This is a genomic window from Streptomyces sp. NPDC052101 (assembly GCF_040680235.1).
Lineage (GTDB): Bacteria > Actinomycetota > Actinomycetes > Streptomycetales > Streptomycetaceae > Streptomyces.
Map to the genome: position 1 here is coordinate 173,420 of NZ_JBFAWH010000011.1, position 26,123 is coordinate 199,542.

Annotated in this window: 26 protein-coding genes; 12 read left to right on the forward strand and 14 right to left on the reverse strand. The window is 72.7% G+C overall.

The features are described 5' to 3' along the window. Positions 1-17: 17 nt before the first annotated feature. Positions 18-3,272, reverse strand: coding sequence for a BTAD domain-containing putative transcriptional regulator (locus tag AB0L75_RS21075; RefSeq protein WP_365182860.1), 3,255 nt, complete (start codon positions 3,270-3,272; stop codon positions 18-20). A 307-nt stretch (positions 3,273-3,579) separates the two neighbouring features. Between AB0L75_RS21075 and AB0L75_RS21080 the strand changes: the two genes are divergently transcribed. After that, positions 3,580-4,380, forward strand: a complete 801-nt coding sequence (locus AB0L75_RS21080) for a site-2 protease family protein (RefSeq protein WP_365182862.1) — start codon at positions 3,580-3,582, stop codon at positions 4,378-4,380. Here the strand turns inward: AB0L75_RS21080 and AB0L75_RS21085 are convergent. From AB0L75_RS21085 to AB0L75_RS21095, 3 genes are all read right to left on the reverse strand, one after another. Next, a complete protein-coding gene (locus tag AB0L75_RS21085) occupies positions 4,370-4,561 on the reverse strand; it encodes a hypothetical protein (protein WP_365182864.1) in 192 nt (63 codons plus the stop codon). The two genes, AB0L75_RS21080 and AB0L75_RS21085, sit on opposite strands and share 11 nt — an antisense overlap. A gap of 84 nt (positions 4,562-4,645) precedes the next feature. Further along, the gene (npdG, locus tag AB0L75_RS21090; RefSeq protein ID WP_365182866.1) at positions 4,646-5,368 is read right to left on the reverse strand and encodes an NADPH-dependent F420 reductase; all 723 of its coding nucleotides are present in this window, start codon (positions 5,366-5,368) and stop codon (positions 4,646-4,648) included. Positions 5,369-5,405: 37 nt separating this feature from the next. Further along, on the reverse strand, positions 5,406-6,479 hold the full coding sequence (locus AB0L75_RS21095; protein WP_365182868.1) for a sialidase family protein: 1,074 nt from the start codon (positions 6,477-6,479) through the stop codon (positions 5,406-5,408). A 123-nt stretch (positions 6,480-6,602) separates the two neighbouring features. Here AB0L75_RS21095 and AB0L75_RS21100 point away from each other — a divergent pair, with 123 nt between their 5' ends. Together AB0L75_RS21100 and AB0L75_RS21105 are read left to right on the forward strand one after the other, a co-directional pair. Then, positions 6,603-7,199, forward strand: a complete 597-nt coding sequence (locus tag AB0L75_RS21100) for a hypothetical protein (RefSeq protein ID WP_365182869.1) — start codon at positions 6,603-6,605, stop codon at positions 7,197-7,199. Positions 7,200-7,273: 74 nt separating this feature from the next. Further along, positions 7,274-8,563 (forward strand): MFS transporter, encoded by a 1,290-nt coding sequence (locus AB0L75_RS21105; RefSeq protein WP_365182871.1) that lies wholly within the window; start codon positions 7,274-7,276, stop codon positions 8,561-8,563. On the opposite strand, the gene AB0L75_RS21110 is transcribed toward AB0L75_RS21105, so the two are convergent. Next, positions 8,564-8,797, reverse strand: a complete 234-nt coding sequence (locus tag AB0L75_RS21110) for a hypothetical protein (protein WP_365182873.1) — start codon at positions 8,795-8,797, stop codon at positions 8,564-8,566. It lies immediately after the preceding gene. Between the two features lie 58 nt (positions 8,798-8,855). On the opposite strand from AB0L75_RS21110, the gene map reads away from it, so the two are divergent. After that, positions 8,856-9,713, forward strand: coding sequence for a type I methionyl aminopeptidase (gene map, locus AB0L75_RS21115; RefSeq protein ID WP_365182875.1), 858 nt, complete (start codon positions 8,856-8,858; stop codon positions 9,711-9,713). Positions 9,714-9,866: 153 nt separating this feature from the next. Then, positions 9,867-10,514 (forward strand): biliverdin-producing heme oxygenase, encoded by a 648-nt coding sequence (locus tag AB0L75_RS21120; protein ID WP_365182878.1) that lies wholly within the window; start codon positions 9,867-9,869, stop codon positions 10,512-10,514. Between the two features lie 12 nt (positions 10,515-10,526). Here AB0L75_RS21120 and AB0L75_RS21125 read toward each other — a convergent pair whose 3' ends face one another. Both AB0L75_RS21125 and AB0L75_RS21130 read right to left on the reverse strand, forming a co-directional pair. Beyond that, complete coding sequence (locus AB0L75_RS21125; protein WP_365182880.1) at positions 10,527-11,171, reverse strand: PhzF family phenazine biosynthesis protein; 645 nt, start codon at positions 11,169-11,171, stop codon at positions 10,527-10,529. Next, a complete protein-coding gene (locus AB0L75_RS21130) occupies positions 11,164-12,048 on the reverse strand; it encodes a hypothetical protein (protein WP_365182883.1) in 885 nt (294 codons plus the stop codon). Before AB0L75_RS21130 ends, AB0L75_RS21125 begins: the two co-directional genes overlap by 8 nt. Before the next feature lie 137 nt (positions 12,049-12,185). Between AB0L75_RS21130 and efeO the strand changes: the two genes are divergently transcribed. From efeO to AB0L75_RS21150, 4 genes are read left to right on the forward strand one after another with little or no spacing between them, the layout of a single operon-like run. Further along, the gene (efeO, locus tag AB0L75_RS21135; RefSeq protein ID WP_365182885.1) at positions 12,186-13,322 is read left to right on the forward strand and encodes an iron uptake system protein EfeO; all 1,137 of its coding nucleotides are present in this window, start codon (positions 12,186-12,188) and stop codon (positions 13,320-13,322) included. A 2-nt stretch (positions 13,323-13,324) separates the two neighbouring features. Continuing rightward, complete coding sequence (efeB, locus tag AB0L75_RS21140; RefSeq protein WP_365182888.1) at positions 13,325-14,584, forward strand: iron uptake transporter deferrochelatase/peroxidase subunit; 1,260 nt, start codon at positions 13,325-13,327, stop codon at positions 14,582-14,584. Between the two features lie 3 nt (positions 14,585-14,587). Further along, complete coding sequence (efeU, locus tag AB0L75_RS21145; protein WP_365182889.1) at positions 14,588-15,460, forward strand: iron uptake transporter permease EfeU; 873 nt, start codon at positions 14,588-14,590, stop codon at positions 15,458-15,460. After that, entirely contained in the window at positions 15,420-16,439 is a 1,020-nt protein-coding gene (locus AB0L75_RS21150; protein ID WP_365182891.1) for a hypothetical protein, read from the forward strand. Before efeU ends, AB0L75_RS21150 begins: the two co-directional genes overlap by 41 nt. Positions 16,440-16,462: 23 nt before the next feature. On the opposite strand, the gene AB0L75_RS21155 is transcribed toward AB0L75_RS21150, so the two are convergent. The 5 genes from AB0L75_RS21155 to AB0L75_RS21175 form a co-directional block, all read right to left on the reverse strand. Then, complete coding sequence (locus tag AB0L75_RS21155; RefSeq protein WP_365182893.1) at positions 16,463-17,188, reverse strand: bifunctional DNA primase/polymerase; 726 nt, start codon at positions 17,186-17,188, stop codon at positions 16,463-16,465. A gap of 63 nt (positions 17,189-17,251) precedes the next feature. Continuing rightward, complete coding sequence (locus AB0L75_RS21160) at positions 17,252-17,881, reverse strand: TetR/AcrR family transcriptional regulator (RefSeq protein WP_365182896.1); 630 nt, start codon at positions 17,879-17,881, stop codon at positions 17,252-17,254. Positions 17,882-17,907: 26 nt separating this feature from the next. After that, positions 17,908-18,903, reverse strand: coding sequence for a small ribosomal subunit Rsm22 family protein (locus AB0L75_RS21165; RefSeq protein WP_365182899.1), 996 nt, complete (start codon positions 18,901-18,903; stop codon positions 17,908-17,910). Between the two features lie 567 nt (positions 18,904-19,470). Then, the gene (locus tag AB0L75_RS21170; RefSeq protein WP_365182902.1) at positions 19,471-20,652 is read right to left on the reverse strand and encodes a serine hydrolase domain-containing protein; all 1,182 of its coding nucleotides are present in this window, start codon (positions 20,650-20,652) and stop codon (positions 19,471-19,473) included. Further along, positions 20,592-21,944, reverse strand: a complete 1,353-nt coding sequence (locus AB0L75_RS21175; protein WP_365182905.1) for a multidrug effflux MFS transporter — start codon at positions 21,942-21,944, stop codon at positions 20,592-20,594. Before AB0L75_RS21175 ends, AB0L75_RS21170 begins: the two co-directional genes overlap by 61 nt. Before the next feature lie 227 nt (positions 21,945-22,171). Here AB0L75_RS21175 and AB0L75_RS21180 point away from each other — a divergent pair, with 227 nt between their 5' ends. After that, a complete protein-coding gene (locus AB0L75_RS21180; protein ID WP_365182907.1) occupies positions 22,172-22,930 on the forward strand; it encodes an SDR family oxidoreductase in 759 nt (252 codons plus the stop codon). A 319-nt stretch (positions 22,931-23,249) separates the two neighbouring features. Here the strand turns inward: AB0L75_RS21180 and AB0L75_RS21185 are convergent, their stop codons facing one another. Together AB0L75_RS21185 and AB0L75_RS21190 are read right to left on the reverse strand one after the other, a co-directional pair. Next, a complete protein-coding gene (locus AB0L75_RS21185) occupies positions 23,250-24,485 on the reverse strand; it encodes a D-alanyl-D-alanine carboxypeptidase (protein ID WP_365182910.1) in 1,236 nt (411 codons plus the stop codon). A gap of 191 nt (positions 24,486-24,676) precedes the next feature. Continuing rightward, positions 24,677-25,003: a nuclear transport factor 2 family protein gene (locus AB0L75_RS21190; RefSeq protein WP_365182912.1), complete on the reverse strand. Its 327-nt coding sequence runs from the start codon at positions 25,001-25,003 to the stop codon at positions 24,677-24,679. A gap of 150 nt (positions 25,004-25,153) precedes the next feature. Here AB0L75_RS21190 and AB0L75_RS21195 point away from each other — a divergent pair, with 150 nt between their 5' ends. Continuing rightward, complete coding sequence (locus AB0L75_RS21195; protein ID WP_365183120.1) at positions 25,154-25,708, forward strand: DoxX family membrane protein; 555 nt, start codon at positions 25,154-25,156, stop codon at positions 25,706-25,708. A 40-nt stretch (positions 25,709-25,748) separates the two neighbouring features. Then, the gene (locus AB0L75_RS21200) at positions 25,749-26,123 is read left to right on the forward strand and encodes a MazG-like family protein (protein ID WP_365182915.1); all 375 of its coding nucleotides are present in this window, start codon (positions 25,749-25,751) and stop codon (positions 26,121-26,123) included.

A 26,123-nucleotide genomic window follows, 5' to 3' on the forward strand; every position in this document is an offset into this window, starting at 1 on the left:
ACGCCCCGGCATGAACGTCACAGCAGGGCGGTGGCCTCCGCGAGGGAGAGGCCACCGCCCTCGGCGTACGCGGCCGCGTATGCGTCCGCGTCGAGCACCTCCCGGATACGGGCCTCGGTGAGGGCGTGGAACCGGCGCTCCATGCCGGAGACGACGTGGCCCGCCGGCAGCAGGGCATCGGCGGCACCCAGGCAGCGGGCGCCGTCCGCGGCGCGGCCGCCGCCGTCGAGGCCGGCCAGGGCCATCGCGGCGACGCCGAGACAGGTCGAGGACAGCTGCGGGGTGACGGCCTCGGACAGCGGATCCCGGGCGAGGCCCAGGGCGTCGCGGACGCGGTCCAGGGACTTCTCGGGCCGCCGTTCGAGGGCGTCCACAAAGGCCTCCTGGGTGAGGATCATGGCGTCGAAGACGACGAAGTGCGCGATCTTGAACTCCTCGCGCAGCAGCACGAGTTGCTCGCGCGCCTCGCCCGTGCGGCCGGTCATGGCGAGCCAGGCGGCGAGGAAGATCCGGGCGGCGGGCATCGCCTCGTTTAAGGCGCCGTCCCCGTCGGCGATCACGTCGCGGAGCATCCGCTCGCCACGCTCCAGCTCGCCCTCCTCCATGAGGACGTTGCCGAGCCGGGCGTTCAGGATGGCCATCTGGGCGCGGGCGCCGAGGCGCTCGGCGTGCTCGACGGCCGTCTCGTAGTCGGCGGCCGCGGCCCGGTAGGCGCCCTTGCGTTCATGGGCCTCGCCGCGCGCGGACAGCGCCTCGGCGGTGCCGTACGCGTCGCCGAGGCGGCGGTAGATCTCCAGGGCCTCCTCGGCGTCGCGGGCGGCGTCGCCCGCCCAGGTGGCGCGGTTGGCGAGCAGGTTGGCGCGCATGCCGAGGACCCAGGCCAGCTCCCACTCGAAGCCGGGGGCGTCCCGGCAGGTCCGTACGGTGGCGTCGATGATCGTGCGCAGCCGCTCCATGCCGCCGGTCATCATCACGGCGTAGAACCACAGCGCCCCCGGGGCCCGGCAGGTCTGCGGCAGACCGGGCTCGTACGCCTCGGTGATGGCCTCCAGCTTGGCCCGCGCCTCGGGTGTCTGCCAGGCCTCCAGCTCGGTCTCCATGCAGGCGAGATGGGCCAGATGGACACCGCGCCGGGCCTCGGCGAGCACCTCGCCGGTGTACGGGGGCGGGGTGTCGGTGCAGCGCCGCCAGACCGGACGGGCGGGGCGGACGGGTGCGGCGAACGGGTCGGGGCCGAGCGCCATGACCTCCCGGCACCAGACGCGGGTCTCGATGCGCTGGTCACGCATCTGCCAGAACCACAGCAGGGACAGCACCAGGCACAGTGCCTCCTGTTCGTCGCCGAGGGCGACGGCGTGGCGCAGGGCGGTGCGCAGGTTCTCGTACTCCAGCTGGAACCGGTCGATGGCGGTGCGCTGTTCGGCGCCGCGCAGCAACGGGTCGGTGGCGCGGGCGAGTTCGCGGTAGTACGTCAGATGGGCGCGCTCGGCCTCGCCGCGGCGCCCGGTCTCGGCGAGCCGTTCGGCGGCGTACTCGGCGACCGTCTCCAGCAGCCGGTAGCGCATCCCGCCCGCATCCGAAGGGGCGGCGACCACCAGGGACTTGTCCACCAGGGAGCCGAGCGCCTCCAGGGCGACGGGGCCGCAGACGGCCTCGGCGGCGGCGAGGTCGCAGCCGCCGGCGAAGACGGACAGCCGGGCGAGGACGTCCCGTTCGTCCGCGTCCAGCAGGTCCCAGGACCAGTCCACGACGGCCCGCAGGGTCTGCTGGCGGGGCAGCACGGTGCGGCTGCCGGAGGTGAGCAGCCGGAAGCGGTCGTCGAGCCGGTCCGCTATCTGGCGCGGGGTCAGCATCCGCAGGCGCGCCGCCGCCAGCTCGATGGCGAGGGGCAGTCCGTCGAGCCGCCGGCAGATCTCGGCGCAGGCACCGGGGTCGTCCCCGGTGCGGAATCCGGGCCGGGCCGCCGCGCCCCGCTCGGCGAGCAGCCGCAGCGCGACCGGCTCCGGCAGCGGCTCCACCGGACGCAGCAACTCCCCCGGCACGCCGAGGGGTTCGCGGCTGGTGGCGAGGACGACCAGGCCGGGGCAGCGGGACAGCAGCCGGGCCACCAGCGCGGCCGCGGCCTCGACGACATGCTCGCAGTTGTCGAGGATGATCAGCATCCGGCGTCGGGCGCAGTGCTCCAGAAGCCGTTCGAGCGGGTCGTCGTACCGGTCGGTGACCGCGCGTATGCTCTCGGCGCCGGCGCCGTGCAGCACGGTCTCGCGGGCGCCGATCGCGGTGAGCACGGCCTGCGGTACGGCCTCGGGGTCGTCCACGGGCGCGAGTTCGGCCAGCCACACCCCGTCGCGGACGGTGTGCCGTACCGACTCGGCGGCCTCCTGGGAGAGCCGGGTCTTGCCGGCGCCACCGGGCCCGAGCAGGGTGACCAGGCGGTGGGTGGTGAGATCGGCGCCGATGGCCTCGATGTCGGCCTCCCGGCCGACGAAGGAGGTGAGCCGGGCGGGCAGGTTGCCGAGGGCCCGGCCCGCCGGCTCCACGGGACCCTGGGTCAGCAACTCGGCGTGCAGGGAGCGCAGTTCGGGGCCGGGGTCGGAGCCGAGCCGGTCCGCGAGCAGCCGTCGTACGTCGTCGTAGGCGGCGAGGGCGCGGGCCGGGCGGCCGGTGTCGCGCAGGGCGCGCAGCCGCAGCGCCTGCAGCGGCTCGTCCAGCGGGTGGTCCTCGCACAGGGCGGTCAGCGCGGGCAGGGACTGCTCGGCGTGGCCGAGGGCGAGGGCGGCGGTGTGCCGGGCGCGCAGGGCGTCGAGCCGGCGGGTCTCCCAGCGGGCCGCCTCCGCGGTGTGGTCGGGCAGGTCGGCGAGGGCGGGGCCGCGCCACAGGGCGAGCGCGTCGTCCAGGACGGCGGCGGCCTTGGCCGGGTCGCCGTCGGCGAGGACCCGCAGCGCGTCGCCGGTCAGCCGCTCGAAGCGGGTGAGGTCGATGTCGTCGGGGGCGGCGGTGAGCCGGTAGCCGCCCTCGGCGGAGGCGACGGCGTCGGCGCCGAGGGCACGGCGCAGCCGGCCGACCAGCGCCTGCAACGCCCCGGCGGCGTCGGCGGGCGGATCGGCGCCCCACACCTCGTCGACCAGCACGGCCGCGGGCACGGTCCGCCCGGCGCGCAGCGCGAGCACGCCCAGCAGGGCACGCAGCCGCGCCCCGCCGACCGGGACGGCCGTACCGTCGGGGCGGAATACCTGGGTGGTGCCGAGCAGCCGATATCGCACGGGGACCATTGTCGCCGGAGCGGTCGGCGGCGGTCACCGGGTTTCGGCGGCGTGCCGTCCGGAACCTCCAGGGTGACGAGGACACCGCGGGTGCGGCGAACCCGCCCCGGGCCGCCGCCGTCCCGCGACCCGGCCGGTGGTCGGGCGGTCCGGGACGCCGTGGTTCTCCATCTGCCAGTCCTCATAGAACACCCTGATCCGTGCCATCCCGCCAGGTTCCAGGAACCGGAGGGCGGGCGCGAGACGTTTCCCCCATGCGTCCGCGGCCGGTACGGTCGCACTCCCGACCGTCCCCGCCCCGCACAGGAGCCCGCCGATGACGACCGCCACCACCCGCCGCGGCGACCGCCGGGTCAGTCCTGTGTTCCTCGGGATCGTGGCCGTGACGGCCGTCACGGGCTGGGCCACCTGGACCGGGTACGCCGCGCAGCCGGGCGTCGCCGTGTTCCTGTTCGTGACGGCGGCCTGGATCGTCTCCCTGTGCCTGCACGAGTACGCGCACGCGCGCACCGCCCTGCACGGCGGGGACATCACGGTCGGCGCGAAGGGCTATCTCACGCTGAACCCGCTGAAGTACACGCACGCGGTGCTGAGCATCGTGCTGCCGGTGCTGTTCGTGATCATGGGCGGGATCGGTCTGCCCGGTGGCGCGGTCTTCATCGAGCGCGGCCGCATCCGGGGCCGGTGGAAGCACAGCCTGATCTCGGCGGCGGGCCCGCTGACGAACGCGCTGTTCGCGATGGTGTGCACCGCCCCGTTCTGGCTGCACGCGCTGGACGGCGTGCCCGCCGACTTCCAGTACGCGCTGGCGTTCCTGGCCCTGCTCCAGGTGACGGCGGCGATCCTGAACTTCCTGCCGGTGCCAGGCCTGGACGGCTACGGCGTCATCGAGCCCTGGCTGTCGTACAAGGTGAAGCGCCAGGTGGAGCCGTTCGCGCAGTACGGTCTGCTGTTCGCGTTCGCGCTGCTGTGGGTGCCGTCGATCAACCACGTGTTCTTCGACCTGGTCGACACCATCCTGCGCCACCTGGGTGTGGGCGACTACCCGCGCTACTGCGGCCAGGAGCTGTACCGCTTCTGGCGGGGCACCCCCGACATCTGCCAGGTCACCCCGTGACGGACTTGCCCTGCGCCGCGGCGGCCCGGCCGCGCTTGACGTAGTACCAGGTCATGTTGGACGTCAGGCCCGCCAGCAGCACCCAGACGATCCCCAGCCAGCTGCCCTGGGCGAAGGAGACGACGGCGGCGGCCACGGAGAGGACGCAGACGGCGAGGGTGTAGAGGGCGATGCGGGGCATGACGGGGGGCTCCTGTCGGATCCTGACGGATCCAGTCGGGGACACTGCTCGGAACTGCTTCGCCGACCAGTGTCCCCCATGGGGTCATACGTCCGTGACGCGGAGCCCGGCGTGTGCCTTGTAGCGGCGGTTGACGGAGATCAGGTTCGCGACCAGCGACTCGACCTGGTGGGCGTTGCGTAGCCGGCCCGCGAAGACGCCACGCATGCCGGGGATGCGCCCGGCGAGGGCCTGCACGATCTCGACATCCCCCCGCTCCTCGCCGAGCACCATCACATCGGTGTCGATCTGCTCGATCTCCGGGTCCTGCAGCAGGATGGCGGACAGGTGGTGGAAGGCGGCGGCGACCCGGGAGTCCGGCAGCAGGGCGGCGGCCTGCTCGGCGGCGCTGCCCTCCTCGGGCTTGAGGGCGTAGGCGCCCTTCTTGTCGAAGCCGAGCGGGTTGACGCAGTCCACGACGAGCTTGCCGGCCAGTTCGTCGCGCAGCGACTTCAGGGTGTCGCCGTGGCCGTCCCACGGTACGGCGACGATCACGATGTCGCTGCGGCGCGCGGTCTCGGCGTTGTCGGCGCCCTCGATGCCGTGGCCGAGTTCATCGGCGGCGGCCCGGGCGCGCTCGGCGGCGCGGGAGCCGATGATCACCTTCTGGCCGGCCCGGGCGAGCCGGTAGGCGAGGCCTTTGCCCTGCGGTCCGGTGCCGCCGAGCACGCCGACGACGTACCCGGACACGTCGGGCAGGTCCCAGGGGTCCTTGGCGGGGGCCTTGCCGGGGGTCTGTGCGCTGTCGGAAGAGGTCGTAGAGGTCATGGGGCGACTCTACGTCCGTGCGGGGCGCGGCACCGGGTCAGGTGAGCCGGTGCACCGGGACCCGGCGGAAGGTGATGGTCTCGTAGGCGCTGAAGTCGCCGGTCTCGTAGAGGAGTCCGACCGTGTCCGGGTCGACGCGGACCAGGTCGGAGTAGGCGGCGGGCAGTGCGTCGACGGTGAACGCGGTGCGCCAGGTGGTGCCGTCGTCGGCGGAGGCGCGGATCGTCATCAGGGCGCGGCGGGCGGGGTCGGCCGGGCCGGAGCAGAGGAGCAGGTCGGGGTCTCGGAGTTGGAGGACGGCGGCCTCGCAGACGGGCGCGGTGAGCCCGGCCTGTGGCCGGAAGGGCTCGGTCAGGCTCTTCCCGCCGTCGTTCGAGTGCGCGTCGGCGCGGGTGCCGGGCGCGCGGGAGTCGTTGCGGGTGTTGAAGTAGACGCGTCCGTCGGGGAGTTCGGCGGCGCTGGTCTCGTTGACGTTGACGTACCCGTCGGTGCTCTCGTCGACGTACCCGAGGTACCAGTTCTCGCCCCGGTCGTCGCTGAGCAGGCAGTGGCCGCTGTTGTACTGCGGCTCGGCGCCGGTGTCGGTGCCGGTGGGCGGCAGGGTGTGGTTGGCGGGGACGAGGACGCGTCCACCGCCGAGCTGGAGGGCGTGGCCCGGGGTGGTGGCGTACCACCGCCAGCCGGGCCGCTTCACCTGCGAGGTGACCTCCCTGGGCGCGGACCACGACACCCCGTCGTCATCGCTGTGCCGCACCCACACCCGCCGCCCGTCGGCGTCCTCGACCAGCCCGCGCAGGACGGCGTCCTCGGTGGCGCGGGCGGCGGCCCGGATGTGCACGAGCAGGATCCGGCCGGTGTCGAGGACGACCGGGGCGGGGTTGCCGGCGAGGTCCTCGCCGTTGCTCGCGGCGACCTGGAGCGGCCCCCAGGTACGGCCGCCGTCCACGGACCGCTTGAGCACGATGTCGATGTGCCCGTGATCGGCGGCGGAGTCGACCCGCCCCTCGCAGAAGGCGAGCAGCGTCCCGGTACCGGTGACCACGACCGCCGGGATCCGGAAGACGGCGTAGCCGTCGTGTCCGGCGCGAAAGGGAACGGTGACGTCTGTCATCGGGCGACTCCTCGGGATCGTCAGGGCCGGTGATCGCACGGGGACAGGTGCATGTCCCCGGGGCGGGCGAATTCCGGGTGAACTCCGTGTCACGAGTGGCCGGTTACGGCAGGATTCGGCCACATGGACGCCGTACGGGTCGCGCTGCTTCGGGAAGTGCTCGCCGGGACCGAGTGGCTGGGGGCCACCCGCAGGTTCGCGGGGGTGCTGCGCGGGTCGGTGGTGGCCCACGGGGGCGGGCTGCTGCTGGTGGGCACGCCCGGGTACGAGCCGTGGCATCTGGCCGCGCACCTGGTGGACGAGGCCGCGTGGTCGGGGACGCCCGAGCTGGCCCCGACGCTCGTACGGCATCACGCGCGCCCGTCCGGCCCGCCCCACCTGGCCGTCGGACCGGGGCGGATCGAGGCGGCGCGGCGCGGTGAGACCCTGCTGGTCGTGGCGCCGGAGGAGCCCGCGCCGCTGCTGGAGCGTGTGCACTCGGCTCGGCGGGCCGGGGTCACGGTGCTGGCCCTGGGACCGTGCGGCGGCGAGCTTGCGGCCATGGCGCACGACATGCTGGCCGTGCCTGACGAAGCGGAGCTGGACCTGGACACCGTCCAGCACCTGGTCAGCGCGGCGGCGGGCGAGAACGGCAGCTCCCCGAGGGTGCGGCGGAGCTTCCGCGACCGGCTGTCGAGGCTGGCCGAGATCCTGACGGCACCGCCGCCTGTCCCCTGGTGACATGTGCCCTCCGGGGCTGTGTCCCGGTGAGCGGGTGGAAAAGCGGTTGCCCGGTGATCCCCGCCCGGCCGAGCATGCGTGGAGTGACCCGAGCCTCGCTTCTCCCCGACCTCTCCCCCTGGAAGGCCTCCGTGGACTTCCGGCGCCTGTGGAAGTCCGGCCTGATCAGCAACTTCGGCAGCTTCCTCACCTTCGTCGCGCTCCCCGTCCAGCTCAAGGACCTCACCGGTTCCGCGGCGGCGGTCGGCGCGATCGGGGCCGTGGAGCTGCTGCCGCTCATCGTCTGCGGTCTGTACGGCGGCGCCCTCGCCGACGCGCTCGACAAGCGGAAGCTCATCGCGTGGACGGAGGCCGGGCAGGGTCTGCTGAGTGCCGTCCTGCTGGTCGACGCGCTGCTCCCGCACCCGGCGGTATGGCCGCTGTACGCCGTCGCCGCCCTCTCCTCCGCCCTGGGCTCCCTGCAGCGCCCGGCGCTCGACTCCCTGTGGCCCCGGCTCGTCGCCCACGACGACATGCCCGCCGCGGCCTCCCTGAACTCCCTGCGCTGGACCGTCGGCGGAGTCGCCGGCCCGGCGCTCGCGGGCGTGGTCGTCGCCTACGCGGGCCTCGGCTGGGCGTACGCCGCCGACCTGCTGACCTTCGCCGTCTCGCTGGCGTACCTCGTGCGGATCGCCCCCTCCCCCGCCTCCCACGAGGCGTCGAAGCCCTCGCTGAACGCCATCGTGGAAGGCGCCCGGTACGCCTTGCGCCGCAAGGAACTCCTCGGCACCTATGCCGTCGACCTCGCGGCGATGTCCCTGGCCATGCCGCTCGCTGTCCTGCCGTTCCTCGCCGACGAGCTGCACGCCGACTGGGCGCTCGGGCTGATGTACGCCGCCCTCCCGGCCGGAGCCATGCTGGTGAGCCTGACCAGCGGCTGGGCGTCGCGGATCCACCGGCACGGGCTGATGGTGGTGCTGGCGGCCACGGGCTGGGGCCTCGCGGTCGCGGCGGCCGGAGTCTGCGGCAACGTGTGGCTGGTCCTGCTCTTCCTGACCGTCGGCGGCGGCTTCGACATGGTGAGCGGGATCTTCCGGGCGGCCATGTGGAACCAGACGATCCCGGACGAGCTGCGCGGCCGGCTCGCCGGGATCGAGCTGCTGTCGTACTCGGTCGGCCCCCAGCTCGGCCAGGTCCGGGCGGGCGGCCTGGCCGCCTGGGCGGGCGTACGGACCTCGGTCGTCTCCGGCGGGCTGGCCTGCGCGGGCGCCCTCGGGCTGCTCGCGCTGTGCCTGCCGCGCCTCATGACGTACGACGCCCGGACCAACGAGCACGCGGTGCGGATGCGCGAGCGCCGCGCCACTGCCCCACAGGCCGTGGGCTGATCACTCGTCGTCGGTGTTGCCGCGCGCGGACGCGTCGTGCCAGCGGGGGTCGTTCTCCCACTGCAGGTTGCGTTCTGCGGCGGTCTCCATCGCGCGCCGGGCCTCCTCGGGGGAGGTGTACGGCCCGAAGCGGTCCTTGCCCGGGCACTCCGGGCCCTCCTCGACCTTCTTGTGTTCCAGGCAGTAGTACCACTCGCCCGGCTTGCCGACGGTGCGCTTCTTGAACAGGGCCATGAACAGCTCCTCTCGCCATCGACATGTTCCCCCATGCCGGCTGGATAGACTCGCTGGCATGTCTGGCCAGTCGCTACTCGTACCAGGGGAGCTGTCTCCCACCCGTTCGGTCCCCGGCAACATCCGCCGTCCCGAGTACGTCGGCAAGCCCGCGCCGACGCCGTACACCGGACCGGAGGTGCAGAACCCGGAGACCATCGAGGCGATGCGGATCGCCGGCCGTATCGCCGCGCAGGCGATGGCGGAGGCCGCGAAGATCATCGCGCCCGGGGTCACCACGGACCAGCTGGACAAGGTCGCCCACGACTACATGTGCGACCACGGCTCCTACCCGTCCACGCTCGGCTACCGCGGCTTCCCGAAGTCGCTGTGCACCTCGGTCAACGAGGTCATCTGCCACGGCATCCCGGACTCGACGGTCCTCAGGGACGGCGACATCGTCAACCTGGACGTGACCGCGTACATCGGCGGGGTGCACGGCGACAACAACGCCACCTACCTGGTCGGAGACGTGGACGAGGAGTCGCGGCTGCTGGTGGAGCGCACCCGCGAATCCCTGAGCCGCGCGATCAAGGCGGTCAAGCCGGGCCGGCAGATCAACGTCATCGGCCGGGTGATCGAGTCCTACGCCAAGCGCTTCGGCTACGGAGTCGTCCGTGACTTCACCGGTCACGGGATCAACTCCTCCTTCCACTCCGGCCTGATCATCCCGCACTACGACAGCCCGCACGCGACGACGGTCATGCAGCCCGGCATGACGTTCACGATCGAGCCGATGCTGACGCTGGGCACCCACGAGTACGACATGTGGGACGACGGCTGGACGGTCGTGACGAAGGACCGCAGGCGGACGGCCCAGTTCGAGCACACGCTGGTGGTGACGGAGACCGGCGCGGACATCCTGACCCTGCCGTGACGCCGCGCTCCGCTCAGGCCCGTTCTCTTCGGAGAGCGGGCCTTTTTCCTGCCCTGAGCTGCCCCTGTCTCATGCCCTGAGCTGCTCCTGGTGTTTTTCCGACAGACCGTCGGTAAACTTACCGACAGCAGGTCGGCAAACCGAGGAGTGCCCATGGAGCCGTTCTCGACCCTCATCCGCACCGCGTCCCATGAGCAGCACACGGAGGCGGAGACGTCGACGTTCATGAGTGACCTGCTCGGCGGCCGGCTGGGCGTGGCCGCCTACGCGCGCTACACCGAGCAGCTGTGGTTCGTGTACGAGGCCCTGGAGAGCGGTGCCGGGCGGCTGGCGGCGGACCCGGTGGCCGGGCCGTTCATCCGGCCCGAGCTGTTCCGGCTGACCGCGCTGGAGCGGGACCTGGCGCATCTGCGGGGGCCGCGGTGGCGGGCCGGGCTGAGCGCACTCCCCGCCACCAGGGCGTACGCCGACCGGGTCCGCGGCTGCGCCGAGCACTGGCCCGGCGGTTACGTCGCCCACCACTACACCCGCTACCTGGGCGACCTGTCCGGCGGCCAGATCATCCGCGACCGGGCGGAGAAGACCTGGGGCTTCGCGAAGAAGGGCGACGGGGTCCGCTTCTACGTCTTCGAGGGCGTCCCCAACCCGGCCGCGTTCAAGCGGAGTTACCGCGAGCTGCTGGACGCAGCCGACGTGGACGACCTGGAGAAGCAGCGCGTGGTCGCCGAGTGCAAGCGGGCCTTCAGCCTGAACACGGCCGTGTTCAGGGCTCTGGGCGAGGAGTTCCCGCTGAGCGCGTAGCGTCCGGGGCGGCTAGCGCTCCAGGAACACCCGCCCGCCGACCTCCACCCACCCGTGCGGCTGCGGTGCGGTCAATATCTGGGAGCCCTTGCCCTGGGTGATGTTCAGGGCGCGGCCCAGCAGGTCGGTGAGGAGGATGGCCGCCGCGCCGGTGGCCTCGTCCTCGTCGATGCCGTCGTTCCGGCCGGGGAAGGCGCGGGCGCGGATCCGTCCGGCCGCCTCGTCCTCCCAGGCCCAGGCGTAGATCCACTCACCGGGCGGGGGCACGTCGAGGGCGTCGACCTCTGCCGCCGTGCCGTACCGGCGCAGGGTGCGCGGCGGGGCCCACTCCGCGCGGGCCTCGATCCAGCTGAACTCGCCGTCCAGCCGGGCGCCCACCACTCCGGCGGGCGTGACCAGTTCGGGCACGTCGAGCAGCCAGGCCGTGCCGACGCACGGATGTCCGGCGAAGGGCAGGCGCAGGGTGGGCGTGTAGATGTCGATCACGCCGCGCTCGGGGTCGTCCACGAACACGGTCTCGCTGAAGCCGAGTTTGGCCGCCAGCGCCTGCCGGTCGCTCCGCTCGGGCAGCACCGAGCCGTCACGGACGACACCGAGTTCGTTGCCGTAGCCGCCGTTCGGTCCGCAGAAGACGCGGAGTACGTCGTAGTCAGTCACTTGGGAATTGAAACATCGCGGCGGCCGCGAGCGCGTCCCAGGCCGGGGGGCCGCCAGGGAGGGGGGAGGTGGCAGTGGGTATCACGGCGTAGGGCAGCTCGGCGAGTGCGGTGCCGTAGGACCGTTCCAGAGCGGCCCGCCCGCGTTCGGTGCCCGGTCCGGGCGGGCGTGCGGCGATGTTCTTGAGGTGGTACTCGTGGGCCTTGGTGATCTGTTCGGCGCCGTACTGCCACTTGTCGCCGTCGGGCAGCCGGGTCAGCTGCACGCACTCCGGCGTCCGCCCTTCCGCCAGCGCCGCCACCGCCCGGTCGTGGCCGTCGAGGAGGAGCCAGCCGTCGAGGAAGGTCACCCACCACAGCAGGACCGGCGCGGCCGTGCCCTCGCGGACGTGTTTGCGCTGCGCCTTGACCCTGCCGGAGTCCGGTGGCGAGAGCGGGCGCAGCGGCAGGACCCCGTGCCAGCCGCCGCCGCAGTACAGCCCGAGCCTGCCGCCCGGCCACTCCCGTACGAAGTCCTCGTCCCAGATGCCGGGCGGGAATCCGGTGCGCAGGGCCAGTTCCCAGCGGCCGTCGCTCAGGGGGGTGCCGGTCGCCGCCTCCAGCCGGCGCGCGTACTCGTGCGGCCAGTTGACGGACGATCGCTGCCGGTCCGCGCGCAGGGGCGGCAGCGGCGGGCGGTAGCCGGCGAGGCGGTGCAGATGCAGGTCGGGGCAGCAGGAGCCCACCGACCGGCCGAGCAGCAGGGGACGTCCGGACTGCCGCAGCAGCAGCCTGCCGCCGTCGGCCGTCTCGAAACGGAGCGGCGGCGGACCCGGGCGGTCCTCGATGTCCAGCACCAGCCGGTCGGCCCCCAGCAGTTCCCTGCGCGCGTTCCCCATGCCCGTCACTCTCCCACTGCCGGCTCCTCCCCCGCGCAACGGTGTGAGACCTGAATCACGACCCCGGAGGGTATGAGCGAGGTAAGGCTCAGGTAAGTTAGGCCAGCCTCACCACACCAGATCCGCCAGGAGCCTGCATGCGAGCCGTCCGACTGACCGTCACCGCCGCCACGACCGTGGCCGCTCTGACCGCCCTCACGGCCTGCACCGCGAAGAGCGACGCCGAGGACGGCGACGCCATCCGGGTCACCGCGGCCGACTCCACGTGCGGCACCTCCGCCACCTCGGTCCCGGCCGGCCAGGTCACGCTGCGGATAGAGAACAAGGGCTCGAAGGCCACCGAGGTCGAGATCCTGTTCCCGGACGACCGGATCGTCTCCGAGAAGGAGAACATCGGACCGGGCACCAAGTACACGCTGACCGCCGAGGTGAAGGCCGGGTCGTACGAGATCGCCTGCCGGCCGGGCATGAAGGGCCACGGCGTCCGGCAGAAGCTGACCGTGACCGGCGGCGGCAGCACCGCCGAGCGGGATCCCCGGCTCGACCGGGCCGTCGCCGAGTACCGCCGGTACGCCCAGGACCAGGCCGACGAGACGCTGCCGAAGGCCGAGGCCTTCGTGAAGGCGGTCAAGGCCGGCGACCTGGGCGCCGCGAAGAAGGCCTACGGCCTCTCCCGCCTCGGCTGGGAGCGCACCGAGCCGGTCGCGGAGTCCTTCGGTGACATCGACCCGAAGGTCGACACCCGTGCCGACGGCCTGGAGGACGGCCAGAAGTGGACCGGCTGGCACCGGCTGGAGAAGGCCCTCTGGCAGGACAAGAAGATCGGCGCCGAGGAGAAGGCACTCGCCGATCGGCTGGTGACCGACCTGCTGGACTGGCAGAAGCGGGTCGGCAAGGCCGAGATCACCCCGACCTCCATGGCCAACGGCGCCAAGGAGCTGCTGGACGAGGTCGCCACCGGCAAGGTCACCGGCGAGGAGGACCGCTACGCCCACACCGACCTGATCGACTTCAAGGGCAACGTCGAGGGCGCCCAGAAGGCGTACGAGCTGCTGAAGCCGGTCGCCGCGAAGAACGACCCGGCGCTGACCAGGGAACTGGACAAGCAGTTCACCGCCTTGAACGGCGTGCTCGACACATACCGCTCGGACAAGAACTCCTACGACTTCGTCTCCTACGACAAGGTCACCGGGGACCAGCGCAAGGAGCTGTCGGACGCGGTGAACGCGCTCGCCGAGCCGCTGTCCAAGCTCGCCGCCGCGGTGGTGAAGTGAGCATGGCCGACAACAGCAGCGGCAATCCGTCGCGCCGGGCGCTGATCGGCTGGGGCGGTGCCGGGCTCGCGCTCGGTGCCGCCGCGGCCGGCGGCGCGGTGGCGATGGCCGACGCGGGAGGCGACGTCGACCCGGCGGCCGCCGACGCGGGCGGCGCCGTCGAGTTCCACGGCGCCCACCAGGCGGGCATAGCCACCCCCGTGCAGGACCGGCTGCACTTCGCCGCGTTCGACGTGAAGACCGGCGACCGCGAGGAGTTCGTCCGGCTGCTCAAGGACTGGACGGCGGCGGCCCGGCGGATGAGCGCGGGCAAGCCGGTCGGCGGGGGCGCGTACGGCGGGCTCGCCGAGGCCCCGCCGGACGACACCGGCGAGGCGCTCGGCCTCAAGCCGTCCCGGCTGACGCTGACGATCGGGTTCGGGCCGTCACTCTTCGAGAAGTTCGGGCTGCGCGACAAGCGGCCCGCGGCCCTGGTCGACCTGCCCAAGTTCCCCGGCGACAACCTGGAGAACACCCGCACCGGCGGTGACCTGTGCGTCCAGGCCTGCGCCGACGACCCGCAGGTCGCCGTGCACGCCATCCGCAACCTGGCCCGCATCGGCTTCGGCAAGGTCGCCGTACGCTGGTCGCAGCTCGGCTTCGGCAAGACCTCGTCCACGACGCCGGACGCGCAGACGCCCCGCAACCTCATGGGCTTCAAGGACGGCACCCGCAACATCGCGGGCACCGAGACCGGCCGGCTGACCGAGCACGTGTGGGTCGGCGACGCGGACGGCGACGCGAACTCGGCCTGGATGACCGGAGGTTCGTATCTGGTCGCCCGGCGCATCCGGATGAACATCGAGACCTGGGACCGCACGTCCCTGCGGGAGCAGGAGGACGTGTTCGGGCGGGACAAGCGCGAGGGCGCCCCGGTCGGCAAGGCCAAGGAGCGCGACGAGCCGTTCCTGAAGGCGATGAAACCCGACGCGCACGTCCGGCTCGCCCATCCCGACTCCAACGACGGGATCACCATCCTGCGCCGGGGCTACTCCTTCACCGACGGCACCGACGGCCTGGGCCGCCTGGACGCCGGCCTGTTCTTCCTGGCCTACCAGCGGGACGTGCGCAAGGGGTTCATCCCGCTGCAGCGACGGCTGTCGGCGCACGACGCACTCAACGAGTACATACAGCACGTGGGTTCGGCGGTCTTCGCGGTGCCTCCCGGCGTCCGGGACGAGGACGACTGGTGGGGCCGCACGCTGTTCTCCAAGGAGGCGTAGCCCGTGTTCTCCAACTATCTGATCGGCCTGCGCGAGGGCCTGGAGGCGTCGCTCGTCGTCTGCATCCTGATCGCCTACCTCGTCAAGACCGGCCGCCGGGACGCGCTGAAGCCGATCTGGACCGGTATCGGTGTCGCGATCGCCATCGCGATGGGCTTCGGCTGCGTCCTCGAATTCGGCTCCCAGGAGCTGACGTTCAAGGCGTCGGAGGCGCTCGGCGGCTCGCTGTCGATCGTCGCCGTCGGCCTGGTGACGTGGATGGTGTTCTGGATGCGGCGCACCGCCCGGCATCTGAGGTCGGAGCTGCACGGCAAGCTGGACGCGGCCCTCGCGATGGGCACGGGCGCGCTGGTCGCCACCGCGTTCCTGGCCGTCGGCCGGGAGGGCCTGGAGACCGCGCTGTTCGTGTGGGCGTCGGTGCACGCGGCGAGCGACGGCACTCCGCGCCCGCTGGTCGGCGTCGCCCTCGGCCTCGCCACCGCCGTCCTCCTCGGCTGGCTGTTCTACCGGGGCGCGCTGAAGATCAACCTGGCCAGGTTCTTCACCTGGACCGGCGGCATGCTGGTCGTGGTCGCGGCGGGCGTGCTGGCGTACGGCGTCCACGATCTGCAGGAGGCCGACTGGGTCCCGGGGCTGACGCACCTGGCCTTCGACATCAGCGACACCGTCCCGCCGGACAGCTGGTACGGCACGCTGCTGAAGGGCGTGCTCAACTTCCAGCCCGACCCGACCGTCCTCCAGGTCACGGTGTGGCTGCTGTACCTGATCCCGACACTCGCGATCTTCCTCGCCCCGGTAGGGTTCGCCTCCGGGAAGGGGAAGGTGAAGGGACCCGATGAGCAGGGATCGCAGCCCGCGCAGGCTCCGCAGGGGTGACCGGAACACACTGCTCCGCAGGCGTGACCGGAACGTCCTCATAGCGGCCTCGCTGATCGCTTTGTCGTTGACGGCGAGCGGATGCATGGTGGTGCACGGGGAGCGGGAGGTGCTCCCCTCCGCCACCCGCGCCGAGGCCGCGAAGGCGGTCACCGCGTTCACGACCGCGTACAACAAGGCCGACAAGGCCTACGACAACTCCCTGGACGCGCCCTATCTCACCGGCCCGTTCGGCGACATCACCGCGGCGCGGCTGAAGGCCGGGCACGCCAACAGCCCCTCCGGCAACCCGAACCACGTGCCGTTGAAGCTGTCGGACGTGAAGATCACGATCCCGAAGAAGGCGGGCTGGCCGCGCTGGTTCGTCGCCGACGCCCAGGGCAACAAGACCGGCACCGCGCGCTGGCTGATGGTGTTCACCCGGGGCGACCTCGGCGAGCGCTGGCGGGTGGCCTATGTGACCCTCGTGGCGCCCGGCGCCGTACCGGCGTTCAAGACGGACCAGGACGGCTGGGCCGAGGCGGTACCGGCCGACTCCGCCCAACTCGCCGCCGCGCCCGGGAAGTTGAGCGCGGACTACGCGACGTACCTGAAGAAGGGCGGGCAGGTCTTCGCCGACGGTGCGTACACGAGCGTCGAGCGTGCGGGCCGGGTCAAACGGGCCAGTAAGCCGGGTCTGGTCACGCAGTTCATCGACCGGCCGCTGACCGGCGGCGGCTACGCGCCGCTGGCGCTGCGCACCGGGGACGGCGGCGCGCTGGTGTTCTTCACGACGCACCACTACGAGAAGCAGACCGCCTACGCCGGGACCACGGTCCCCGCTCAGGGCAAGGACGTACAGGCGCTGACAAAGGGCGAGGTCAAGCAGTCCCTGACGCTGGAGTTCATGTCGGCCGAGGTCGCCCTCGATCCCGCGGGCAGCGGCAAGGTGTCGGTGCTGGGGCGGGTGCCGGGCCTGACCTCGGCGCAGGGCGAGTAGGACACCCTGAGGGGCGGGCTCGCTCAGTGCCGCAGGGGCCAGGCGGTGCCGGAGTGGTCGCCGTAGCGCGCACACGCGTCCGTGAGCACCTCCAGCAGGCTGAGCGGGTCCGGCAGCGGATGCTCCGGCCCGCGTACCCACCGCACCCGCTGGTCGTCGTCACCGGGCAGCCGGGCGGGCGGTACGAGGACGTACGACCCCCGGCAGTGCCAGCGCAGGCCGGGGTGCTCGTCCATGGTCTCGGGATGGCAGTCCAGCTCACACGGCCACCACTCGTCCTCGTCCTCGGGGGTGCCGCGGGTAAGGGTGAAGAACAGCATGCGGCCGTCGTCGCTCTCGGCGACCGGACCGACCTCGACACCGTCGGCGAGCAGCCGCGCGAGCGCCTCCCGCCCGGCCTCCAGGGGCACGTCGAGGACGTCGTGGGTCATGCCGGTGGCGGTGATGAAGTTGGCCTGCGGCTGGTGCCGGGCCCAGCGCTCGATCTGGGCGCGGTCGGTGGTGGACTGGGTCTGCCAGGCGAACGACACCGGGTGCCGGGCCGGGGTGGGACAGCCGACGCGGTCGCAGGAACAGCGGTAGCCGGGGGCGGGGTGCGCGGCGGGGGCGAGCGGCAGGCCCGCCGCGGCAGCCGCGAGCAGCTGGGCCTCACGGCCGCCGTCGTCGGCGGCCTCCTTCGGGCGGCGTCCGAGCAGCCACTGGGAGAGTTTGCCCTGCCGGCCGGACCGGCCGCCGAACGTCGCGCTCATCTATCCCCTCGCCCCGCTGGTCGCCTCGCTGGTGTGCGGACAGTGTGCCTTATCGTCCCATCTTCATGCCCTTCGGGGTGTCCGGGGTCCGATTCCGTGCAGGGCGTAGTCGACCAGGGTGTCCGTGTAGTCGTACGTGATCGGGCCGGTCCTCTGCAGCCAGCGCTGGGCGAGCGGCGAGACGAACAGCTCCAGGGCGATCCGGGGATCGACCTCGGCCCGTACGGCCCCGGCGGCCTGGGCGGCGCGCAGCCGGTCGACGTACAGCTGGAGCTGGGGTTCGAGGAGCTTGCCGACGAACTCGCGGCCGAGCGGCTCGTTGACCACGCCCTCGGCGGCCAGCGCCCGGGAGGGCACCTCGAAGCGCGGGTCGAGGAGCTGGTCCACGGTGATCCGCAGCACCGCCTTGAGGTCGGCGGCCAGGTCACCGGTGTCCGGGATGACGTACGGCTCCTGCCCCGCTTCCTGTGCCGCCTGCGCGGACAGGTCGAAGAACGCCTCCAGCAGGACGTCCGCCTTCGACGACCACCAGCGGTAGATCGTCTGCTTGCCGACCCCGGCCCGGGCGGCGATCCCCTCGACGGTGGTCCTCGGGTAGCCGACCTCGCCGACCAGGGCGAGGGCGGCGGCGTAGATCGCGCGGCGGGATCTGTCGCTGCGGCGGGCGGCGTCGGGGGCCGGCTTCTTGACCATGGGGCGACGCTAACAAGCCACGGCGGTCACGCGGGCGGCTCCTCGGGCGGCCATGGGTCTCCCCAGTCGGCGTCCCGGGCCGCCTTGTACAGGTCGCCGTGGCGTTTGGTGACCGTCGTACGCGCCAGGCGCTCGTCGGCCTCGCACAGGTCCAGGAGCACCTGGCCCTTGCGGATCTGCGGGCGCCGGACGACGCGGGAGGGGGCCGGTTCGGCGGGCAGGCGGGTGGCGACGACGTACGAGAACTTCTCGTCCTCGTACGGCAGGGTGCCGCCCTTGACCTGGCGGTGCAGGGAGGAGCGGCTGACCCGCGCGGAGAAGTGGCACCAGTCCTTGCCGGGCTCGATGGGGCAGGCGGCGCTGTGCGGGCAGGGGGCGACGACGTGCAGGCCGGCGCGGACGAGCCGGTCGCGGGCCTCGATCACGCGGGCGTAGCCGGCCGGGGTGCCGGCCTCCACGATCGCCACGGTCCGCGCGGCGGCCGCGGCGGCGTCGACGAGGGCGGCGCGGTCGGGCCCGGCGAGTTCGTTCAGGACGTAGGAGACCGTGACGAGGTCGGCGTCGCCCAGGGTGAGGTCCGCGCCGATCCGGGCGTGCTGCCAACGGGCGCCCCGCAGGGCCGGGTTGGCGGCGGCGATCTCCCGGCCGAGGGCGAGGGCGGGCTCGGCCCAGTCCAGCACGGTGACGCTGCGCTCGCCGGGCCAGGTCGCCGTGACGGCCCAGGTGGCGGCGCCGGTGCCGCCGCCGACGTCGACATGGCTGGCGGGCGTCCAGTCGGGTACGGCCGCCGCGAACGCCTCCAGCGCCGCGCGGACCGCCTCGAAGGTGGCCGGCATCCGGTAGGCGGCGTAGGCGATCACGTCGGCGCGGTCGCGGAGGATCGGGGCGTGGGTGGGGGTGTCGCCCCGGTAGTTGGCGATGAGCCGCTCTACGGCTGCGGCGGCCTGCCTGGGCGGGAGTCCGTCGAGCAGCTCGGCGAGACTCCTGCGGAGGGCTTCGGCCGGGGGTACGGGGGCGTTCACCCGGTGATTCTATGGCGCCCGGTGTCTGTGCCGGCCCTGCTGGGGGCTACGCCCCCAGACCCCGCTCGCCCACCCTCCCACCCGTCTCGGTCGGCCGGAAGGGCACCGTCACGGAGGCCGGCTCGGTCGGCGGGGAGGGCACCGTCGGCACAGGGGCTCGCTCGGGCGGGTGGGACGGCGCCGGTGCAAGGGCTGGCTCGGGTAGCCGGCAGGGGCTGGCTCGGGCGGGTGGGAGGAATGTCGGCACAAGGGCTGCCTCGGGCGGCTGGGAGGAGTGTCGACACAAGGGCTGGTTCGGGCGGGTTGGACGGCGTCGACACAGGGGCTGGCGCGGGCGGCCGGGAGGAGTGTCCGCACAGGGGCTGGCTCAGGCAGCCGGGACGGCGCCGGTGCAGGAGCAGACTCGGGCGGCCGGACGGCGTCGGCATAAGCGCTGGTTCGGGCAGCCGAGACGGCGTCGGCACAAGGGCTGGCTCGGGCGGGTGGGACGGCGCCGGTGCAGGGGCTGGCTTGGGTGGGTGGTGGGGGACTCTGCGGGGTGCTGGTCGGGTGGGTGGGGTGTGGGGGTCAGATCACTGCTCTTGCCAGGTGGGTCGCCAGTGCTGCTCTCGGTGTGCTGTTCGGTGGGCGGCGTTTCGGGTGGACCGTGTTGGCCAGCAGGATCAGGAACGTGTCCGTCCTCGGGTCGAGGACGAGTGACGTGCCGGTGAAGCCCGTATGCCCCGCCGCCCCGTTGCCCGCGAGTTCGCCCATGAACCATGGCTGGTCGACGGTGAAGCCGAGGCCGGGCGGGGTGAGCAGCAGTTCGACGAAGTCGGGGCCGAGGATGCGGGCAGGGCCGTAGGAGCCGCCGGCGAGCAGGGTGCGGCAGAAGACCGCGAGGTCGGGGGCGGTCGAGAAGAGGCCCGCGTGTCCGGCGACCCCGCCGAGCGCCCAGGCGTTCTCGTCGTGGACCACGCCCCGCAGCATCCCGCGGTCCGCCTTGGCCCACGGCCGCCGCTGGTCCTCGGTGGCGGCCGCGCCGCGGCAGGGGCCGAAGGTGGTGGCCGTCATGCCGAGCGGACGGGTGATGCCCTCCTGGACGAGGACGTCGAGCGAGCGGCCGGTGATGCGCTCCAGCAGGGACTGGAGCAGCAGCATGTTCAGGTCGGAGTAGCGGTAGCGGCCGGGCCGGGCGGTCGGGGCCTCGGCGCGCAGCAGGGACAGCCGGGTGGCGTCGTCCCGGCAGTCGTACAGCGGCAGCTCGGGGCGCAGCCCTGAGGTGTGGGTGAGCAGCTGCCGCACGGTGACGCCGTGGGCGGCGGCGGCATGGAAGTCGGGCAGGTAGTCGCCGACCCGGGCGTCCATGCCGAGGGTGCCGCGTTCGATCTGCTGCACGGCGGCGACGGAGGTGAACAGCTTGGTGAGGGAGGCCAGGTCGAAGGGCGTGTCGACGGTGGCCGGGACCCGGGCGGCGGGCGCCAGTTCGATGCCGGTGTCGGTCTCGGGGTCGTAGCCGGCGTAGCGGACGGCCCAGCCCGTGGCCTCGGCCACGGCGATCACGGGTCCGCGGCCGGCGAGCACGACGGCGCCGGCCGCCCAGGGGTGCTCTCCGGCGGTCAGGGCGTGCACCTCACCGACCAGGTGCCCGAGTTCCACGGGGTCGAGCCCGGCCCGTTGCGGTGTGTCGACGCGCAGTCTCGGTGCGCTCAGCTCTCGTCTCCCTCCGACCCCGCACGGGTGTTCCCCCGTGTCGTCCAGGGACGGCACAGTCCCACGAAGCAGGCCGCCGCGACCAGTGCTCCGGCCAGCTGGACCAGCGCCATGGGTACGGCGGTGTGCTCTCCGGCGACGCCGACGAGCGGCGAGGCGACCGCTCCGACGAGGAAGGAGGAGGTGCCGAGCAGCGCGGAGGCGGAGCCGGCGGCGTGCCGGGTGCGCAGCAGGGCGAGGGACTGGGCGTTGGGCAGCGTGATGCCCATGGCGGACATCAGGACGAACAGCGCGGCGGCGACGGGGGCGAGGCCCACCTCGCCGAGGGCGCCGGTGGACATCAGCAGCAGGGCGGTCGCGGCGAGCACGATCATCGCGAGGCCCGAGGCCAGCACCTTCTCCAGGCTCACCCGGCCGACCAGCAGCTTCCCGTTGACCTGTCCGGCGACCACCAGCCCGACCGAGTTGAGGCCGAACAGCAGGCTGAAGGTCTGCGGGGAGGCGCCGTAGATCTCCTGGATCACGAACGGGGACGCGGATATGTAAGCGAACAGCGCGGCGAAGGCGAAGCCACCGGCCAGCATGTAGCCGGTGAAGGGCAGGTCGGCGAGGAGGGCGCGCATCGCCCGCAGCGCCGTACCGGCTCCCCCGGCGTGGCGCTCGGCGGGCGGCAGTGTCTCCGGCAGCCGCAGCCAGACGAGCGCGGCGAGCAGCACGCCGACCACCGTCAGGACCACGAACACGCCCCGCCAGTCGGTCACGCGCAGGATCTGCCCGCCGATCAGCGGCGCCACGATGGGCGCGGCCCCGGAGATCAGCATCAGGGTGGAGAAGAAGCGGGCCATGGCCATGCCGTCGTACAGGTCGCGTACGACAGCCCGGGCGATGACGATCCCGGCGGCGCCCGCGAGGCCCTGCGCCAGCCGGAAGGCGACCAGTGTCTCGACGTTCGGTGCGAGGGCGCACAGGGCGGTCGCGAGGAGGTAGACGCCGAGGCCGGCGAGCAGCGGCCGGCGCCGGCCCCAGCGGTCGCTCATCGGGCCGACGACCAGCTGCCCGAGGGCCATGCCCAGCAGGCACGCGGTGAGGGTGAGCTGGACGGTGGCGGCGGGCGCGTGCAGGGACCTGGTGACCTCCGGCAGGGACGGGAGGTACATGTCCATGGCGAGCGGGGGTGTCGCGGTGAGGCCGCCGAGGACGAGGGTGACGAGCAAACCGGTGCGGCGCGCCGCGCCGGCCTGCGCCGGGGCGCTGGGAGACGGAGGAGACGTGGGAGACGTGGGCTGTGTTCCCGGTGCTTCCGGTGTTCCCGGTGTTCCCGATGGCTGTGCCGCCGCGCGCTCTCGCATGCGCCCCTCCCTTGTTCAGAAGCCCCCTGCCGGACTCGAGACCGGGACCATGCTCTCAGCTCGTACGGATTTCCGGGGCACACGCTAGCGAGGACGGGGCATCGGTGGAGCGGAAGGTGTGCTGGGGGGCGCACACGACGGGGGGCGCACACGACCGCCGTCGCCGGGTAACCGTATGGCGGACGACAGATTCCGCATCGCGGACGTTCCGCCTACGCTGCGGTGCCATGACTGACAGGCAATCGAAGATCGCGGTGGTGACCGGCGCCGGTTCCGGCATCGGACGGGCCGTCGCCGTGGAGCTGCTCGGGGCCGGCTGGTCGGTGGCGCTGGCCGGCCGGCGCGCCGAGCCGCTGGAGGAGACGGCGGCGCTGGCCCCGGAGGGTGCCGCGCTGGTCGTGCGCACCGACGTCTCCCGCCCCGAGGACGTGGACGCGCTGTTCGCGGCGACGGTGGACCGGTTCGGCCGGGTGGACCTGCTGTTCAACAACGCGGGGACCTTCGGGCCCGGCGGGGTCCCGGTCGAGGAGCTGCCCTACGACGCGTGGCGGCATGTGGTGGACACCAACCTCAACGGGGCGTTCCTGTGCGCCCAGGCGGCGTACCGGCGGATGAAGGAGCAGGATCCGCAGGGCGGCCGGATCATCAACAACGGCTCCATCTCGGCGCACACGCCCCGCCCGCTCTCGGTCGCCTACACCGCGACCAAGCACGCGCTGACCGGCCTCACCAAGTCGCTGTCCCTGGACGGGCGGCCGTACAACATCGCGGTCGGGCAGATCGACATCGGCAACGCGGCGACCGACATGACGGCCCGGATGCAGACCGGCGCGCTGCAGGCGAACGGGGAGGTGGCTCCGGAGCCGGTGATGGACGTGGCCGATGTGGCGCGCACCGTACGGCACATGGCCGAGCTGCCGCTGGAGGCGAATGTGCAGTTCGCGACGGTGCTGGCGACGGCGATGCCGTACATCGGGCGGGGCTGACTCCATTCATACAAGCGGAATTTGAACATCCGCGGTATTGCGGCCCGTCGAGCACATATGCTCAACTTTCTCCACGAGAGCTTCACAGTTGGAGTACGTTGATTCCGCGGCCACACCGAGGGGGGAGGCGGCGGCCGTTCCACCGGGCCGGGAGTTGGGGGTGGACCTCGCGCGGGACGCGGGGTACACACCGGCCGGTGGAACGGCCGCCGCACATTTCAGCTCGCCGTACGTCCGAGCCGTCTTCAGCCGTCTTCAGCCGTCTTCAGCCGCATGAGCCGTTTCAGCCGCTTGAGCCGTTTCAGCCGCTTGAGCCGTTTCAGCGCCGGTGCCGGCCGCCGGACTCCGCCGGCCCCGCGACGCCCGCGGCCCGCGCGACCTCCGTGTCCGCCTCGGCCGCCTCGGCCATCGCGGCCGCCGCGACGGCCCTGCGGCGGCGCTTCACCATCATCACCGCCCCGGCCGTCAGCAGCAGTGCCGTGACCCCCGCGCCTTCCGCCACCCGCACGGTGGACGAACCGCCCGAGTTCGCCCCGGGCGCGGCCGCCGCCTGGGCCGCGTTCCGCGCGGGCGCCGCACCGGATCTCGCGCCGCCCTCGCTGAGCGGATCGACCAGCGTGCCCACGGCCTGCGCCGAACGCCCGCGTCCGAAGCCCCAGTCGAGCAGCGCGGCGGTCTGCTCGTAGACGGCGATGCCGCCCTCGGCGGGGTGCATGACCGTCACCAGCAGGGTGCGCCCGCCCCGGGTGGCCGCGCCGGTGAAGGTGTTGCCGGCGTTGCTGGTGTAGCCGTTCTTGACGCCGATCAGGCCGTCGTACGTCCTCAGGCCCAACGCCCCGGTCAGCAGGCGGTCGGTGTTCTGGATCTGGAAGGTCTTCTTGCCGCCCGCCGGGAAGTTGGCGGTCCGGGTGCCGCAGTAGCCACGGAAGTCGGCGTCCTTCAGGCCGTGGCGGCCGAACAGCGAGAGGTCGTACGCCGAGGAGATCTGGCCCGGGTGGTCGAAGCCGTCGGGGCTGACCACATGGGTGTCCAGGGCCTGCAGGTCCTTGGCCTTGGCCTGCATCTCGGCGACGGTCTCGGCGATGCCGCCGTTCATATGGGAGAGCACGTGCACGGCGTCGTTGCCGGAGCGCAGGAACACGCCCTGCCACAACTGCTCGACGGTGTAGGTGAGGCCGGGCTTGATACCGACCAGGCTGGAGCCGGCCGGGACGTCGAGGACGTCGGAGTCCTTGACGGTGTACCGCTCGGTGCGGTCGAACTTCTTCAGCACGGTGTCCGCGAACAGCATCTTCAGCGTCGACGCGGGCGCGAGCCGCCCGTGCGCGTTGAACGAGGCGAGCACCTCGCCGCTCTCGCAGTCGGCGATCAGCCAGGAGCGGGCGGTGAGCTTGTGGGGCAGCCCGGAGGCGCCGCGCACCTGGACGCCGGTACGGGCCAACCGCTCGCCGCCGATGACCGCGGTCGCGGAGGCCTCGGTGGCCGTGGACAGGGGAAGGGCGGCAGCCGCCAGCCCGATGACGGCACGCCGGCTGAGCCGGGAACATTCACGCACTCCGGGACCGTACACCGCGCCCAGCAGGGGATTCCCGGATCACAGGGCGGTGCGGCTCGGAATTTGCCGCGTTATGAAAATACGATGAGCTGCCCGCGATTCCCGGGCCTTGCACATCCCTTACCCGGGTGGCTCAAAGTTTCCTCCCCAGCTTGCGGCCGAGTTGAGCCGGCGGACAAGGGCCGCTCCGGTTACGCCTGTCCGGTCTCGAAGCGGGCGATCAGCCCGTCGTCGTCGACGGTGAAGTTCCACCTGGTGCGCATCTCGCCCCAGGTGTCGTTGCGGTAGCGGGCGACGAGGGCTCGTCCGCCGCCGGACTCGTTGTCGACCTCCATGTGGCCGTGGGTGGAGAAGATCTCCCGGTCGATCCAATCGGCGAGGTCGCGGTCGGAGCCGTCGTCGGCCATGGTCGCGCCGCGCGCGAGGAGCTTCATGAAGCCCTCCCGGTCATGGGAGTTGACGGCGTTCACAAAGGCCCGGACGGTCGGATCGCTGAGCTTGGCTGGCTGAATCGTCATGGCGCAAGGCTCACACCGCCGGCCCCGGCCCGCCACCCGAACGCCCGCCACGACGGGCCGACAGGTGTCGGACCTGCGACGGTGGAAACCCGGGAGGAACCCGTCCGTGTGTCCGTGTGTCCGCCTGTCCTGTCCTGCATGGGAGTCACCGTGAGCTGTCTCGACCGACGTGATCTGGGCCTGCTGCTGCTCCGGCTGGGGACCGGCGGGGTGCTGGCCGCGCACGGCGCGCAGAAGCTGTTCGGCTGGTTCGGCGGGCACGGTCTGGAGGGCACCGGCCAGTTCATGGAGTCCGTCGGCTACGCGCCAGGCAAGGCGAGCGCGACGGCGGCGGGCCTCGCGGAGGCGGGCGGCGGCACCCTCCTCGCCCTGGGCCTGGCGACCCCGGCGGCGGGCGCCGCGGCGGCCGGCGCGATGGCGGGGGCGGCGACGGTCCACCTTCCCAACGGCTTCTTCGCCCAGGGGGGCGGCTACGAGTACGCGACGAGCCTGGGCCTGGCGGCCACGGGCCTCGCCGTCGCCGGTCCCGGCCGCCTCTCCCTCGACCACGCCCTCGGTCATGTCTTCGACCGCGGCTGGATGGTGCCGGTGGCCCTGGGGGTGACGGCGGCGGCGACGGCGGCGGTGATCGGCGCGCGGAGCTGCCGGGTACGGACGAAGACGGAGGGGGAGCAGGAGGCGCTGTTCGAGGAGTTCGAGGAGTAGCCGGTACGGCGGTGCCGCGGGGCGTGGCAGGCTGCCGGGCATGACCGATCCGGACACCCCCGCCTCCACCTCCGTCTCCGCCCTCTGGCCCAGGATCGACGAACTCTGGTCCCGTCTGGAGGCCACCCGCACCCACACCGGCACCGAGGGTCTCCTCCTCCGCGTCCTGAAACTCTCGGAGGAGGTCGGCGAGGTCGCCGAGGCGATCATCGGCACGACCGGCCAGAACCCCCGCAAGGGCATCACCCACACCTGGGAGGACGTACAGGCGGAACTGTGCGACGTGGTGATCACCGCCCTGGTGGCCCTGCGAACGCTGACACCGGAGGCACGGGAGGTGTTCGAGGCCCACTTGAAGGGAGTCGGGGAGCGTCCGCTCGTGCCGCCGGCAAAGACCCGCTCTCCCGGAGATTGA